The organism is Streptomyces sp. NPDC001920, assembly GCF_053594495.1.
Window position 1 is genome coordinate 72,916 of record NZ_JBSFEP010000031.1, and the last position, 15,095, is coordinate 88,010.

The following is a 15,095-nucleotide window of genomic DNA, read 5'->3' on the forward strand; positions in this document are numbered from 1 at the left end:
GATCCGCGGCGCGGCCGGCTCGCCGCGCATGTCCCCCTCGCGTGGATTACCACTTTCCGGGCTGGTTTCAACCCCGTCAACGGAACCAGCCGAAGCGAACCCGCGTGGTCTTCGTCGAGGTCTTCATAAGGCCCGACTTTCAGACAGGGGGCGGAGCCTGAAATAGTTCCCGACGATGTTCGACATCCCTAGACTCCCTCCGTTGGGGGTAACTCGGGGGACTACTCAGTGGGGCATGGAGTGCCGGAACTCGTACTGGAATTGAATGGACGGACCTGGACGCTCGACCCGTCCAGGCCCTACACCCTCGGACGCGATCCGCAGGGCGACATCGTGTTCGACGACGCCAGGGTGTCCTGGCGGCACGCCACGATCAGCTGGAACGGCCGTAGTTGGGTCATCGAGGACCACGGCAGCACCAACGGCACGTTCGCGCAGGGCCAGCGGATCCATCAGCTGGAGATCGGCCCCGGCTCGGCCGTGCACCTGGGCAACGCCACCGACGGACCGTGCCTGAACCTCTCCGGCACCGCGGCCGCCTCACCGCAGGCCCAGCCGCAGCAGCAGCCGTACGCGGCGCAGGGCGCTCAGGCCGGCTGGGGCCAGCAGGCGCCGGCCCAGCAGGCACCCGCGCACCAGGCACCGGCCGGCCAGGTTCCGCAGCAGGCATCCCCGCACCAGGACCCGCACGCCGGCTGGCAGCAGCCGCAGCAGCCGCAGCAGCCGCAGCAGCCGCAGTCCGTCGCGAAGGTGCCGCATCAGCAGGGCGGCCCCGGTGGTGGCGCGGGGGCGCCGCCGGTCTACGGCGACCGCAGCCCGACCACGTTCCACCAGTTCTCCGTCGGCCGCGTGATGCGCATCGGCCGTGCCCTGGAGAACGAGTTGGTCGTCTCCGACCTCCAGGTCTCCCGGCACCACGCCGAGTTCCACTCGACGCCCGACGGCCGCATGGAGATCCGCGACCTCGGCTCGCACAACGGCACCTACGTCAACGGCCAGCCGATCGCCAAGGGCGGCTCGGCGATGCTCGGCCCGACGGACATCGTGGGCGTCGGCCACTCCACGTTCCGGATCGTCGGCGACCGCCTCGAGGAGTTCGTCGACACCGGTGAGGTCTCCTTCTCGGCCCGCCACCTGACCGTCACGGTCGACGGCGGCAAGCAGATCCTCAAGGACGTCTCCTTCGGCGTCCCGGAGAAGTCCCTGATCGCGGTCATCGGCCCGTCCGGCTCCGGCAAGTCGACCCTGCTCAAGGCCCTCACCGGCTACCGGCCCGCCAACCAGGGCGACGTCCTCTACGACAACCGGAACCTCTACAAGCAGTTCGCCGAGCTGCGCCAGCGCATCGGTCTGGTCCCGCAGGACGACATCCTGCACAAGGAGCTGACCGTCAAGAAGGCCCTGAAGTACGCGGCCAAGCTCCGCTTCCCGGCCGACACCACGGCCAAGGAGCGCGAGGCCCGCATCGACGAGGTGCTGCGCGAACTGAAGCTGGACATCCACAAGGAGAAGAAGGTCACCTCCCTCTCCGGCGGCCAGCGCAAGCGCGTCTCGGTGGCCCTGGAGCTGCTCACCAAGCCGTCGCTGATCTTCCTGGACGAGCCCACGTCCGGCCTCGACCCGGGCATGGACCGCGATGTCATGCAGTTGCTGCGCGGCCTCGCCGACGACGGCCGTACGGTCCTCGTCGTCACCCACTCCGTGGCCGAGCTGGCCCTGTGCGACAAGCTCCTGGTGATGGCACCGGGCGGCGCGGTCGCCTACTTCGGCCCGCCGGAGGAGGCGCTGAACTTCTTCGGCTACGACACCTGGGCCGATGTCTTCTCCGCCTTCGAGAACTACCGCGACTACGACTGGGCCGGCCGCTGGAAGGGCTCGCAGCACTACCAGATGTACGCCGCGGACATCGACGCGATCGCCCCGCAGTCCGTACAGATGCCGCCGATGCAGGCGATGAAGCCGCCCAAGCCGCAGGGCTGGCTGTCGCAGTTCCTGACCCTGGTGCGCCGCTATGTCTCGGTCATCGCCTCCGACAAGGGCTTCCTGGCTCTGACCGTGATTCTGCCGCTCGTCCTCGGCTCGGTGAGCCTGCTCATCGACTCCGGCAAGGACCTCCTGGTCAACACGGAGATCAACCCGAGCACCGGCAAGCCCGTCGCCAACGGCACGGCCCTCACGGTCCTGCTGATCCTCGCGGTGGGCGCCTGCTTCGCCGGTGCCGCCAACTCCGTCCGCGAGCTGATCAAGGAACGGGTCATCTACGAGCGGGAGCGCGCGACCGGCCTGTCCCGGTCCGCGTACCTGATGTCCAAGGTGTTCGTGCTCGGCCTGATCACCGTGCTGCAGGGTCTGATGGTCGGTGTCATCGGCTTCTCCAGCCGCACCATCCCGGACGAGGGCCTGATCCTCGGCAGCCAGATCCTGCTGGAGCTGTGCATTCCGATCATGGCGCTGGGCTTCACGGCGATGATGTTCGGCCTGATCATCTCCGCCCTGGTGAAGACCGCCGAGAAGACCATGCCGCTGCTGGTCATGTTCGCGATCGTCCAGGTGGTCTTCACCGGCTGCCTGTTCCCCCTCGCCAACTCCATCGGCGTCAACCAGCTCTCGTACCTGATGCCGTCGCGCTGGGCGGTCGCCGCCGCGGGTGCCACGCTCGACTTCAACCAGATCAGTCCGCCCGCCAAGGGCGACAGCGACGACCCGCTGTGGGAGCACACCGTCGGTGCCTGGACCCTGGACATGGTCGCCCTGATCGCCCTCGGGGTGATCTGCGGCTTCTTCGTGGCCCGCTTCCTGCGCCGCCACGAGCCCGAGGTCATGCGCAAGTAGTCGCCGTCGTACGACGTCCGAAGGGCGGCACCCCGTCAGGAGGGTGCCGCCCTTCGGCGTACGGATCGCAAGGCCCGCGCCTACCTCGCTCAGTACGCGCTGTTGACGTTGTCGATCGAGCCGTACCGGTCGGCCGCGTAGTTGGCGGCGGCGGTGAGGTTGGCGACCGGGTCGTACTGGCTCCAGGCGGTGCCCGGGACGTGGTACGCGTCGAAGGTGGGCTTGATGACCTGCAGCAGACCGATGGACGGAACGCCGTTCTGGGCGTTGATGTCCCAGTTGTTGATCGCGTTCGGGTTACCCGAGGACTCACGCATGATGTTCTTGTACAGGCCGTTGTAGGTGCCCGGGATGTCGTGCTTCTTCATGATGTCCAGGGCCTCGCGGATCCAGCCGTCGAGGTTGTTGGCGTAGCTCTTCTTGGCGGCGACCGTCTTGACCTGGACGCGCTGGGCGGACCGGCTCGCGGCCTCCTTCGCCTTGCGCTCGGCCTCGGCCTTCTTCTTCGCGGCGGCCTCGGCGGCCTTCTTCTGCGCGGCGGCGTCCGCGGCCTTCTTCTTGGCGGCCGCGTCGGCGGCGGCCTTCTTCTTGGCCGCGGCCTCCTGCTCGGCCTTCTTCCTGGCCTCGATGGCCTCGGCCTTCACGCTCGCGGAGGCGAGCTGGTCGGTCACGCTGCCCTGGACGTCCTTGATCTGCTCGCTGCTGTACGCCACCTGGCCCGCGGGGGCCTCGGCCGTCGTCGACTCCGCGTTCCCGGGGGCGGCGGAGAAGGCCAGCGCGGCGACACCGAGCGTGGTGGCACCGGCGACGGCTATCTTGTGCCGCTTGGTGAGCGCACGACTGAAACCGCGGTTCTTGGTGTTCTTGAGCATGGCAGATGGACCTCTTCGAAATAGCGCGGAGGTCGCTCGCTGTCCGGCGGCGGACACGGGTGCTTCCTGCACAAACGCCGCGGGCAAACCCACGGCGCTGAGCGACGAGAGCAATTCTTAGCGGCCGCAAAATGGACAGGCAAAGGTGTGACGTACGATCTCGGGTAGTTGACCCATGAAGGGCAAATTAGGACAGATGGGGCCGTCCGCCCCGTTCAAAAGGGGCGTCTTATCTCCTATGGGCCTTCGTACGTGACGTGCGCCCTATGCGCGGGCTCACATCGACCCGGTAGCAGTCTCACTGGCAGTTGCTTGAGCAATGCGCTGCGTGAGAGGTCTCCACCGGGAGGACGAGGTGCACGTCGCCGAACTCGTGCCACAGGTAGCGCCCGCGCACCGCCGCCTCGTACCCGCGGTCGATCGCGGCTCGCCCTGCGACCGCCTCCAGCATCAGCAGATGCGAGGCCTGCGGCTCGTGCAGCCCCGTCAGCAGCCCGTCCACCACCCGCACCCCGCGCTCGGGAGTGACGACCAGATCCGTCCACCCTTCACGCGCGCGTACGACCCCGTCGCCGTCCGCCGCCGACTCCACGGCTCGCACGGCCGTCGTCCCGACGGCGACGACCCTGCCCCGCCCCGCCCTCGCCGCGTTGATCGACCGGGCCGACGCCTCCGGCACCGCGAACCGCTCCGGATACGGCGGCTCGTGCGCCTCCGCGGAGGCCACCCCGGTGTGCAACGTGATCGGCGCGAACTGCACACCCCGGCTCACCAGCTCCGTCACCAGCCGCGGAGTGAAGGGCCGCGCCGCACTCGGCATCTCCGCGCTGCCCGTTCCGTCGGCCGACGGCAGCGCGAACACCGTCTGGTAGACGGACAGCGGCTGCTCCCGCTGCGTGTAGGAGTACCGGATCGGCCGCCCGTACTCCCGCATCAGCCCGAGCACCGCCCCCGCCGTACCCGAGTGACGGTCGACGGGACCCGCCCCGCCCGTCACGGTCACCCGAGCCCACCACAGCCGCTCACCGGCCGCGCTCAAGGGCTCCTCCAGCACCAGCCGCGCACCCCCGGGAAGCCGCACCTCCGTCCCCGCGGGCCCACCCCCCTGCCACGAAGCGCTTCGCGCCCATCCCGCCGTCAGCGGGCGCGTGGTCCCCCGCTCATCGGGATCCCGCAGCTCGACCGCCCAGCGCCCGTCGTCCCCACGCGTGGAGAAGTGCACCACCACGCGCGCGTGCCCGACCCACCCGTCCACGGCCGCCGGCAACGTCTCCGAGGTGTTGACGACCAGAAGGTCCCCGGCCCGCAGCAGCCGCGGCAGCTCGCCGAACACGTGGTGCGACACCTCTGTGCCCCGCGAGACCAGCAGCCGTACGGCGTCCCGGTCCAGCCCCGGCCCCCGCTGCTCGGCCGGCACCCGGGCCGACAGCTCCCGCGGTACCCGCAACGCCGACGTCATCGCCGCCCCTCCAGCAGCGCCGGAGCCCCATAGCGACCGCTCGCCGGACGCTCGTCCAGCAACCGCAGGAACGCCGGCACCACACTGTCCGGCGCCGGTCGCGGACCGTCGTCGTCCGGTACGGCCGCCGCGTACAGATCCGTGGCCATGTCCCCGGGGTCGACCGACCAGACGCGCAACGCCTGCTCCTCCGAGCCGAGCACCGCCGCGAGCTGGTCGAGGGCGGCCTTGGACGCCCCGTACCCGCCCCAGGTCTCGTACGCCTCCGCGGCCGCGTCCGAGCTGACCGTGATCACCGCGCCCGACGCCGAGGCCCGCAGCAGCGGCAACGCCTCCTGGACCAGACCCAGCGCGGCGATCACGTTCACCTCCAGCGCCCGCCGCAGACCCGCCAGGGGCAGCTCGTCCAGGCGGACCAACGGCTCGGCCCCCAGTGCGCTGGCGTTACTCACCAGCAGGTCGACGCCGCCCAGCCGCCAGGCCGCCACCAGCTCGGACCGGTGCCGGGCGTCCGTGACGTCCCCCGGCACGGCCGTCACGCGCGTGCCGTGCTCCCGGATCCCGGCCGCCGTCTCCTGGAGTGCCCGCCCCCTCCTGGCGTCCAGCACCAGGTCCCAGCCGCGCGCCGCGAGCGCCTCGGCGAGCGCCCGCCCCAGCCCCTTCGAAGCTCCCGTGATGATCGCTACCGGCATGACAACCGTCCCCTCGTCCGTCGCAGCCGCCCCCTTCGGCGGTGCCCTCAACGTAGGAACCGCCGGGTACGCCCCACCTCGGACGCGGGCCGCAGTTCGCGGGGTCCTTCGTCCTACACCGCACAACCGGGGCCTTTGGTCCTACGCCTCCCGCCCGGGCCGTGCGCCGCCCCGCACCGATCACATGGACCACAGTCCTAGGTCCCGCGCCCCACCCGGCCGCCGCCACTGGTCCGATCCGGCTGTCACACCCCGCCGGTACCGTGAGGGCATGAGTCAAAGGCCCAGGTCCGGCCTGGCAGCGGTGAGCTCCGCGCTGCTGGCCATGAGCAGGCATCTAGAGGTTCGCGACGTCCTCAAGACGATCGTCGCCTCGGCCCGCGAACTGCTCGACGCGCAGTACGCCGCCCTCGGCGTCCCGGACGACCACGGCGGCTTCGCCCAGTTCGTGGTCGACGGGGTCAGCGACGAGCAGTGGAAGGCCATCGGCCCCCTCCCGCGGCAGCACGGCATCCTCGCCGCGATGCTCCAGGAGGCCGAGGTCGAGCGCCTCGCCGACGTCCGCGAGGACCCCCGCTTCGAGGGCTGGCCGTCGGCGCACCCCGAGATGTCCGACTTCCTGGGCCTGCCGATCCGCGACGGCGACGAGGTCATCGGCGCGCTGTTCCTCGCCAACAAGCTGCGCCCCGAGGGGGAGGACCCCTCGTGCCCGAAGCCCGAGGACGGCTGCGGCTTCACCGAGGAGGACGAGGCACTGCTCTCCATCCTCGCCCAGCACGCCGCCATCGCCCTGACCAATGCCCGGTTGTACGAGCGCAGCCGTGAGCTGACCATCGCCGAGGAGCGTTCCCGCCTCGCGCACGAACTGCACGACGCGGTCAGCCAGAAGCTGTTCTCCCTGCGCCTGACCGCCCAGGCGGCCACCGCCCTGGTCGACCGGGACCCGTCCCGCGCCAAGGGCGAGCTGCACCAGGTGGCCGCGCTGGCCGCCGAGGCCGCCGACGAACTGCGCGCCGCGGTCGTCGAGTTGCGCCCCGCCGCCCTCGACGAGGACGGCCTCGTTGCGACCCTGCGCACCCAGATCCAGGTGCTCGACCGCGCCCACACCGCGCGCGTGACCTTCGCCGGCCGCGGCGTGAAGGCCCTGCCCGCGGCCCAGGAGGAGGCGGTGCTGCGCGTCGCGCAGGAGGCCCTGCACAACGCCCTGCGGCACTCCGGGGCCGAGCATGTCGACGTGACGCTGGACCGGCGCGGCGGCGGAGCCGTCCTGCGGGTCACCGACGACGGCAGCGGCTTCGACCCCCAGGCGATACGCCGCGCCGGACGCCACCTGGGCCTGGTCTCGATGCGGGACCGGGCGAGCGGGGCCGGCGGCACGCTGACCGTGGAATCGGCGCCCGGCAAGGGCACCGTGATCGAGATGGAGGTCCCCGGTGGCTGACGCAATCAAGGTACTGCTCGTCGACGACCACCAGGTCGTCCGCCGGGGCCTGCGCACCTTCCTGGAAGTGCAGGACGACATCGAGGTGGTGGGGGAGGCCGCCGACGGTGCCGAAGGAGTGGCCCGCGCCGAGGAACTGAAGCCGGACGTCGTCCTCATGGACGTCAAGATGCCGGGCATGGACGGTGTCGAGGCCCTGCGCAAGCTCCGCGAACTCGACAACCCCGCGCGCGTGCTGATCGTCACCAGCTTCACCGAGCAGCGCACGGTGATCCCCGCCCTGCGCGCGGGCGCCGCCGGGTACGTCTACAAGGACGTGGACCCCGACGCGCTCGCCGGCGCCATCCGCTCGGTGCACGCCGGCCACATCCTGCTACAACCCGAGGTCGCCGGCGCCCTGTTGTCCCAGGAGGAGGCGAACTCCGGGCCGGGCAGGGCGGGCTCCCTGACCGAGCGGGAGCGAGAGGTGCTCGGCCTGATCGCGGACGGCCGCTCGAACCGTGAGATAGCCAGGGCCCTGGTCCTGTCGGAGAAGACCGTCAAGACACACGTGTCGAACATCCTGATGAAACTCGACCTCGCCGACCGCACCCAGGCCGCGCTGTGGGCCGTACGCCATGGCGTGACCGGCTGAAACGCTCTCCGCAAGGCATGACGGACGGCAATACGGAGGGTTCCGCTCCGGGCTGAGATTCATACCGTCGTGGGAATGTCCCCCGGATGGCGCATCCTTCGGGGATCCCCGCCGTTCTCCATGGCGTGCTGCGGCGACTGCCGCGGCAGTCGCAAGGAGGGCTTAGAAGTGAAGAACCTGAAGAAGGCAGCGGCCGTGACGATGGTGGCGGGTGGCCTGCTGGCCGCCGGTGCCGGAATGGCCTCCGCCACCGACGGCGCGCACGCCGACGGCAAGGCCGTGGGCTCCCCGGGCGTCGCCTCGGGCAACGTCGTCCAGGCTCCGGTTCACATCCCGGTCAACGTCTCGGGCAACAGCGTGAACGTCGTGGGCATCCTGAACCCGGCCTTCGGCAACCTGGCCGTCAACAAGTGACGCCATCGCGCACCAGGCAGTGACCACCGGCCTCCCGGCTGTCCCGGGAGGCCGGTCTGTCGTGCAAGCCTTCTGCCGGCCGTCGGACGCCCGACACTCAGCGCACGCCCCGCTCCCGCTCCTCGACAACGGCGTTGTAGGCCGCGACCTGCGCCCGCCTGGCCACCCGCTCCACCGGCCGCAACGCCTCCGCCCGCGCCCCCATCTCGGCGGAGCTGACCGCACCCCCGTGCCCGTTCTCATACGCCAGCGACACGAGCAACCCCACCCGCTGCGCCAGCTCCAGCACCCGCACCGCCCGCGGGGGATACCCCGGAGCCAAGGCCTCCCGGCCCCGCTCGGCCCGCGCCCGGTACGCATCGATCGCCGCCTCGGCCACCGGCCCCGACCCGGCCACGTCCAGCCGCGACAGCACCTCGGTGGCCTCCCGCAGAGCCTCCGCCAGCTCCCGCTCCGCCTCACCCAGCGACGGCACATCCGCAGGGGGCGCCTCCCGCACCGCCAGGCAGTGCCACACCACCTCGACATGCACATCACCGTCGGGCCCGGCCTCGTACACCTGCGGCACCAGCCCGAACGCGGCACCGTGGCAGATCACCGCCTCCTCGGCCTCCAGCGCCCGCGCGTTGAACTCCGGCGGCCCGCTCAACCCCAGCGGATGCCCCGGCGCGGGCAGCGCCACCCGCAGCCCGCTCACCCCGAGCGACCGCAGCCGCCCCAGCGCCAGCGTGAGACCGACGGGCGCGGTCTCGGCCGGCAGCCCCTCCACCCGGTGCACGGCATCGGTCCCGACAATCTCCAGCACAGCGTCATCGGGGGAGACAAGTCCGGCCAAAAGGGCATTACCCCAAGCCGCAAGACGTCCTGAACGTGGTTCCGAGAGCATGCCACCACCCTAAGGACCGGACCGATGGAATGAAGCGCCGGACCGGTGGCGTAGATTTCCTAGAGGGCTGCGCCCACAGGCGCACGCGACCACTGAGACGCCGAGACGCCGAGACCGGTCACAGCAAGGGGAGACAACGCGCTCATGAGCGATGTTCTGGAGCTTCAGGACGTATCCGTGGTCCGCGAGGGCCGGGCTCTGGTGGACCAGGTCTCCTGGTCGGTCAAGGAGGGCGAGCGCTGGGTGATCCTCGGCCCGAACGGCGCCGGCAAGACCACGCTCCTGAACCTCGCGTCCAGCTACCTCTACCCCAGCAAGGGCTCCGTCTCCATCCTCGGCGAGACCCTGGGCAAGCCCGGCACCGACGTCTTCGAACTGCGCCCGCGCATCGGTGTGGCCGGCATCGCCATGACCGAGAAGCTCCCCAAGCGCCAGACCGTCCTGGAGACCGTGCTCACCGCCGCGTACGGCATGACCGCCACCTGGCACGAGGACTACGAGGAGATCGACGAGCAGCGCGCCCGCGCCTTCCTCGACCGCCTCGGCATGAGCGACTACCTCGACCGCAAGTTCGGCACCCTCTCCGAGGGCGAGCGCAAGCGCACCCTGATCTCCCGCGCCCTCATGGCCGACCCCGAGCTGCTCCTCCTCGACGAGCCCGCCGCCGGCCTCGACCTCGGCGGCCGCGAGGACCTCGTCCGCCGCCTCGGCCGCCTCGCCCGCGACCCGATCGCCCCCTCGATGCTCATGGTCACCCACCACGTCGAGGAGATCCCCCCGGGCTTCACCCACGTGCTGATGATCCGCCAGGGCAAGGTCCTCGCGGCCGGTCCCATGGAGCTCGAACTCACCTCCCGCAACCTCTCCCTCTGCTTCGGGCTCCCGCTCGTGGTCGAGCAGGTCGGCGACCGCTGGACGGCACAGGGTCTCCCCCTGTCCTGACGCTGTCCTTCACCCCGCGAGAACCTGGTCGAGACCGCGGTGAGAAAGACCGTTCAAACGACCGGCGCCCTGTCCGCGACAGGGCACGCGGTCCTACCATGACCATGTGGAAATCGACGCGTGGGTTTGGTGGTTGATCGGCGCGGCAGCGCTCGGCATCGGGCTCGTGATCACCGCGATGCCGGAACTCGGCATGCTGGCGGTGGGCGCCGTGGCCGCCGCCCTCGTCGCCGGCGTCCTCGGCGGCGAGGCCGTCGCCCAGGTCGTCTCCTTCGTCGTCGTATCGACCGCACTCATCGCCGTCGTACGGCCCATCGCGAACCGACATCGCGCCCAGCGGCCCCAACTCGCCACCGGCATCGACGCGCTGAAAGGCAGACGGGCCGTCGTACTGGAGCGCGTCGACGCGTCCGGCGGCCGGATCAAGCTCGCCGGGGAGGTCTGGTCGGCACGCTCCCTCGACACCGACCGCGCCTACGAAGTAGGCGAGGAAGTGGACGTCGTGGACATCGAGGGGGCCACGGCGATCGTCATGTGACCTCGCACGACGTAAGTGGCGCGAACCCGCCACGAGGCACGCGACGGTCTGTCAGACTCGACCAGCAAGATCTTCAACAACCATAAGATCTGCGGAAAACGCCGCGGCGGAGAAGGGGTACGGGGAACGACGATGGAACCGGTCATCATCGTCCTGATCATTCTGGTGGTGTTGGTCTTCATCGCCCTGATCAAGACGATCCAGGTCATCCCACAGGCGAGCGCGGCCATCGTCGAGCGCTTCGGCCGCTACACCCGGACGCTCAACGCGGGCCTCAACATCGTGGTCCCGTTCATCGACACCATCCGCAACCGCATCGACCTGCGCGAACAGGTCGTGCCGTTCCCGCCGCAGCCGGTGATCACGCAGGACAACCTGGTCGTGAACATCGACACCGTCATCTACTACCAGGTGACCGATGCGCGCGCCGCGACCTATGAAGTCGCCAGCTACATCCAGGCGATCGAGCAGCTGACGGTCACCACCCTGCGCAACATCATCGGCGGCATGGACCTCGAACGCACCCTCACCTCCCGCGAGGAGATCAACGCGGCCCTGCGCGGCGTCCTCGACGAGGCGACGGGCAAGTGGGGCATCCGCGTCAACCGCGTCGAGCTCAAGGCGATCGAACCGCCCACCTCCATCCAGGACTCGATGGAGAAGCAGATGCGCGCCGACCGCGACAAGCGCGCCGCGATCCTCACCGCCGAAGGCACACGCCAGGCAGCCATCCTCACCGCCGAGGGCGAGAAGCAGTCCCAGATCCTGCGCGCCGAAGGTGAGGCCAAGGCAGCCGCCCTGCGCGCGGAAGGCGAAGCCCAGGCGGTCCGTACGGTCTTCGAAGCCATCCACGCCGGCGACCCGGACCAGAAGCTCCTCTCCTACCAGTACCTCCAGATGCTCCCCAAGATCGCCGAGGGCGACGCCAACAAGCTCTGGATCGTCCCCAGCGAGATCGGCGACGCCCTCAAGGGCCTGTCCGGCGCCATGGGCAACCTGGGTGGCCTGGGCGGCGGTTCGGGCAACGGCTCCTCCGGCAACGGCGGCACGGGCACGGAACGCCGAGAGAAGCCCTCGATCGACTGACACCGAGACAGCAGTCGAAAATGGGCCCGCCTTCCGAAGAAGGCGGGCCCAAGTGCCGCTCAGGGGCGCGGGGGAACTGCGCGACCAGCCACAACCAACGCGCAGCCGACGAACAACTCAAGACCCCACAGCGATGAGTTACGCCGCGTCCAGCGCCAGCCAATCCGGCAGCGCGGCAAGGTCGTCGGCTCCCAGCGCGAGCAACATCGCATCGGCGGGAGTCGGCTCGAACGGCTCCCGAAGCAGCGGCATACCCGCCTCCTCCGGAGTCCGGTCAGCCTTCCGGTGATTGTCCTCCGCACACGAGGCCACCGTGTTCAACCACGTGTCCTGCCCACCCTGCGACCGGGGCAGCACATGGTCCACAGTCGTGGCCCGCCGCCCGCAGTACGCGCACCGGTGCCGGTCCCGCACCAGAACTCCCCGCCTCGACCACGGCGCTTGTCTTCGGAACGGCACCCGTACGTACCTGCAGAGCCTGATCACCCGGGGCGCCGGTATGTCCACCTCGGCTCCCCGCATACGCAGTTCGGGGTGGGCCTGCTCGACGACGGCCTTGTCCTGAAGCACCAGAACGACGGCTCGGTTCAACGTCACCGTCGACAGCGGCTCGAAGCTCGCGTTCAGTACCAGCGTGTCCCGCATTGCAGCCCACCTCCCGTGTGCACCTGCCCACCCCCTGGCGGGCTGGGATCAACTCTGGCCGGGCACGCCGAGATGGACAACGAAATAAAAAGTGCCCGCCTCCGATCACTTCCATGACCGGGGGCGGGCAAACGTTCCATGAACGTCAGGCTTCGGCGGGCACCTCGTACTCGGCGATCACATGAGCGCGCGCCAGCGTGTGGAACCGCAGGTTGAACCCGACGGCAGCAGGGCTGGCGTCGGAATCCGGACCGAGCTTGTCCTGGTCCACGGCGTAGACCGTGAACACATAGCGGTGCGGCCCGTCTCCGGGCGGCGGCGCGGCACCGCCGAAGTCCTTGGAGCCGTAGTCGTTACGGGCGTGGATCACACCCTCCGGCAGACCCTCGAACTTGCCGCTGCCCGCACCCGCCGGCAGCTCGGTCACCGAGGCCGGGATGTCGAACAGGACCCAGTGCCAGAACCCGCTCCCCGTGGGGGCGTCGGGGTCGTAGCAGGTGACGGCGAAGCTCTTGGTCTCGGCCGGGAAGCCCTCCCAGCGCAGCTGCGGCGAGGTGTTGCCGGCCGCGTGGACCTGAGCGTCCTTGAGGGTCCCGCCGTGCTCGACGTCCTCGCTCGTGACCGTGAAGGACGGCACGGGCGGATGGAAGTCGTGGGGCAGCGGCCGCCTCTTGAGCTCGGTCACTTCGATACCTCCTGACGAACCGGTGGAATCAGCAGTTCCGAGCCTAGAACCAGTTGCGCTTGCTGCCGACCTCGGACAGCCACTGGTTGAGGTACGCCGCCCAGTCGGTCCCCTGGAAGTCGTGCAGACCCACCTGGAACGACCGGAAGGTGTCGCTGCCCTCGCTGAACAGTCCCGGCTTCTTGTCCATCTCCAGGACGACGTCCATCGCGTTCGCGTCGGCGACGAAGCTCAGCTCGACCTGGTTGATCCCGCGGTACTGCTGCGGCGGGAAGAACTCGATCTCCTGGTAGAACGGCAGCTTCTGCCGCGTACCGCGGATGTGCCCGCGCTCCATGTCCGCGTTCTTGAAGCGGAAGCCCAGCTGGATGAAGGCGTCGAGGATCGCCTTCTGCGCGGGCAGCGGGTGCACGTTGATCGGGTCCAGGTCGGTGGAGTCCACGGCCCGCGCGATCGCCAGCTCCGTGGTCACACCGATGTGCATGCCGCGCAGCGTCTGACCGTCGATCGTCGTGATCGGCGTCTCCCACGGGATCTCCAGCCCGAAGGGCACCGCGTGCACGGCCTGGGCCTGCAGCTCGAAGGCACCACCGAGCGGCATCTTGGTGAACTCGATGTCCTGCTTGTACTCCGAGTCCTGGGTCTCCACCTCGACCCGGGCCTGGAGGCCCACGGACAGACCCTCGATGTTCTGGGCCACGGACCCGCCCTGAATCCGCACCTCGCCCTGGACGACGCCGCCCGGCACGACGTTGACCTCGGTCAGCACCGTCTCGACCGAAGCCCCACCGGCCCCCAGGCTCGCGAGCAGCTTCTTGAACGCCATGACTCTCCTCTTTTCAGAGTGGATCCTTGATCCCTACAAACGCGATCCGGCCGTGGCCGGTTCCGCACCCCACCCTGGCAAGGTGCACGCTCCCTGACCACCCCGTCACGAGCACCCGTCTCCAGTACCCTCGGACGGCATGATCGCGACCCCCGACCGTACGCCCCTGCCCCGGGACTTCTTCGACCGGCCCGTCCTGGAAGTCGCCCCCGACCTCCTGGGCCGCATCCTCGTACGCTCCACCCCGGACGGTCCGATCGCTCTGCGCCTCACCGAGGTCGAGGCCTATGACGGCCCCAACGACCCCGGGTCCCATGCCTATCGCGGCCGCACACCCCGCAACGACGTGATGTTCGGTCCTCCCGGACACGTCTACGTCTACTTCACCTACGGCATGTGGCACTGCATGAACCTGGTGTGCGGCCCCGACGGCTCGGCGAGCGCGGTCCTGCTGCGAGCCGGCGAGATCGTGGAGGGCGCCGAGCTTGCCCGCACCCGTCGACTCTCGGCCCGCAACGACAAGGAACTGGCCAAAGGCCCGGCCCGCCTGGCCACCGCCCTGGACGTGGACCGAGCCCTGGACGGCACGGACGCATGCACCCCGGACGAGACACCGCTGCGCATCCTCACCGGCACCCCCGTCCCCTCCGACCAGGTACGCAACGGCCCCCGCACCGGCGTGGCCGGCGACGGCGGCAACGGGGACGCCCACCCCTGGCGCTACTGGATCGCCAACGACCCCACCGTGAGCCCCTATCGGGCCCACGTCCCGAGGCGCCGCCGAAGTTGACGCGCCTGGACGAGGGGCGTAACGTAGCCCGAGCCGCTGAACCGGGTACTGCGAAGTCAGCAGCCGGAGCGGCCAACCCACTACCTACGAATACCCTCAACGGGGTCGGTTTTTGGCGTGCTCGCATGCCCGAATTCCAACCTCCGGAGCCCGATTATGAATCGGGCGGGGGAATCGGCTAACGTAGTGAATGTCGAAAGGCCGACGGGCGAAAGCCCAAGGCCCACGGCAATCCCGCCGACAGGGAATCGGATCGAAAAAAGATCTGATAGAGTCGGAAACGCAAGACCGAAGGGAAGCGCCCGGAGGAAAGCCCGAGAGGGTGAGTACGAAGGAAGCGACCGTTCCTTGAG

Annotated in this window: 15 protein-coding genes; 8 read left to right on the forward strand and 7 right to left on the reverse strand. The window is 69.7% G+C overall.

The genetic code is table 11. The features are described 5' to 3' along the window. The first annotated feature begins 240 nt into the window (after positions 1-240). Positions 241-2,832 carry an FHA domain-containing protein gene (locus tag ACWCPI_RS36535; RefSeq protein ID WP_451042267.1) on the forward strand — a complete coding sequence of 864 codons (2,592 nt, stop codon included), beginning with the start codon at positions 241-243 and terminating at the stop codon, positions 2,830-2,832. Positions 2,833-2,921: 89 nt separating this feature from the next. Here the strand turns inward: ACWCPI_RS36535 and ACWCPI_RS36540 are convergent, their stop codons facing one another. The 3 genes from ACWCPI_RS36540 to ACWCPI_RS36550 form a co-directional block, all read right to left on the reverse strand. Continuing rightward, complete coding sequence (locus tag ACWCPI_RS36540; protein ID WP_451042268.1) at positions 2,922-3,704, reverse strand: transglycosylase SLT domain-containing protein; 783 nt, start codon at positions 3,702-3,704, stop codon at positions 2,922-2,924. A gap of 298 nt (positions 3,705-4,002) precedes the next feature. After that, positions 4,003-5,163 carry an S-adenosylmethionine:tRNA ribosyltransferase-isomerase gene (locus ACWCPI_RS36545; protein WP_451042269.1) on the reverse strand — a complete coding sequence of 387 codons (1,161 nt, stop codon included), beginning with the start codon at positions 5,161-5,163 and terminating at the stop codon, positions 4,003-4,005. Then, positions 5,160-5,855 (reverse strand): SDR family NAD(P)-dependent oxidoreductase, encoded by a 696-nt coding sequence (locus ACWCPI_RS36550; RefSeq protein WP_451042270.1) that lies wholly within the window; start codon positions 5,853-5,855, stop codon positions 5,160-5,162. Before ACWCPI_RS36550 ends, ACWCPI_RS36545 begins: the two co-directional genes overlap by 4 nt. Before the next feature lie 271 nt (positions 5,856-6,126). Here ACWCPI_RS36550 and ACWCPI_RS36555 point away from each other — a divergent pair, with 271 nt between their 5' ends. The 3 genes from ACWCPI_RS36555 (at position 6,127) to chpE (ending at position 8,344) form a co-directional block, all read left to right on the forward strand. Further along, the gene (locus ACWCPI_RS36555) at positions 6,127-7,296 is read left to right on the forward strand and encodes a GAF domain-containing sensor histidine kinase (protein WP_451042271.1); all 1,170 of its coding nucleotides are present in this window, start codon (positions 6,127-6,129) and stop codon (positions 7,294-7,296) included. After that, positions 7,289-7,930 (forward strand): response regulator, encoded by a 642-nt coding sequence (locus ACWCPI_RS36560; RefSeq protein ID WP_451042272.1) that lies wholly within the window; start codon positions 7,289-7,291, stop codon positions 7,928-7,930. The genes ACWCPI_RS36555 and ACWCPI_RS36560 overlap by 8 nt, the downstream gene beginning before the upstream one ends. Before the next feature lie 168 nt (positions 7,931-8,098). Beyond that, positions 8,099-8,344 (forward strand): chaplin ChpE, encoded by a 246-nt coding sequence (gene chpE / locus ACWCPI_RS36565; protein WP_451042273.1) that lies wholly within the window; start codon positions 8,099-8,101, stop codon positions 8,342-8,344. 97 nt (positions 8,345-8,441) lie between these two features. On the opposite strand, the gene ACWCPI_RS36570 is transcribed toward chpE, so the two are convergent. Next, complete coding sequence (locus tag ACWCPI_RS36570) at positions 8,442-9,230, reverse strand: hypothetical protein (protein WP_451042274.1); 789 nt, start codon at positions 9,228-9,230, stop codon at positions 8,442-8,444. A gap of 144 nt (positions 9,231-9,374) precedes the next feature. Between ACWCPI_RS36570 and ACWCPI_RS36575 the strand changes: the two genes are divergently transcribed. The 3 genes from ACWCPI_RS36575 (at position 9,375) to ACWCPI_RS36585 (ending at position 11,796) form a co-directional block, all read left to right on the forward strand. Continuing rightward, complete coding sequence (locus ACWCPI_RS36575) at positions 9,375-10,172, forward strand: ABC transporter ATP-binding protein (protein ID WP_451042275.1); 798 nt, start codon at positions 9,375-9,377, stop codon at positions 10,170-10,172. A 106-nt stretch (positions 10,173-10,278) separates the two neighbouring features. Then, complete coding sequence (locus tag ACWCPI_RS36580; RefSeq protein WP_451042276.1) at positions 10,279-10,710, forward strand: NfeD family protein; 432 nt, start codon at positions 10,279-10,281, stop codon at positions 10,708-10,710. A 132-nt stretch (positions 10,711-10,842) separates the two neighbouring features. Then, the gene (locus ACWCPI_RS36585) at positions 10,843-11,796 is read left to right on the forward strand and encodes an SPFH domain-containing protein (RefSeq protein WP_451042277.1); all 954 of its coding nucleotides are present in this window, start codon (positions 10,843-10,845) and stop codon (positions 11,794-11,796) included. Between the two features lie 138 nt (positions 11,797-11,934). Here the strand turns inward: ACWCPI_RS36585 and ACWCPI_RS36590 are convergent, their stop codons facing one another. From ACWCPI_RS36590 to ACWCPI_RS36600, 3 genes are all read right to left on the reverse strand, one after another. Continuing rightward, a complete protein-coding gene (locus ACWCPI_RS36590; RefSeq protein WP_451042278.1) occupies positions 11,935-12,441 on the reverse strand; it encodes an HNH endonuclease in 507 nt (168 codons plus the stop codon). Between the two features lie 145 nt (positions 12,442-12,586). Further along, a complete protein-coding gene (locus ACWCPI_RS36595; protein ID WP_451042279.1) occupies positions 12,587-13,126 on the reverse strand; it encodes a YbhB/YbcL family Raf kinase inhibitor-like protein in 540 nt (179 codons plus the stop codon). A gap of 43 nt (positions 13,127-13,169) precedes the next feature. Beyond that, on the reverse strand, positions 13,170-13,952 hold the full coding sequence (locus ACWCPI_RS36600) for a sporulation protein (RefSeq protein WP_451042280.1): 783 nt from the start codon (positions 13,950-13,952) through the stop codon (positions 13,170-13,172). A 139-nt stretch (positions 13,953-14,091) separates the two neighbouring features. Between ACWCPI_RS36600 and ACWCPI_RS36605 the strand changes: the two genes are divergently transcribed. Next, entirely contained in the window at positions 14,092-14,742 is a 651-nt protein-coding gene (locus ACWCPI_RS36605; RefSeq protein ID WP_451042281.1) for a DNA-3-methyladenine glycosylase, read from the forward strand. The last annotated feature ends 353 nt before the right edge of the window (positions 14,743-15,095 follow it).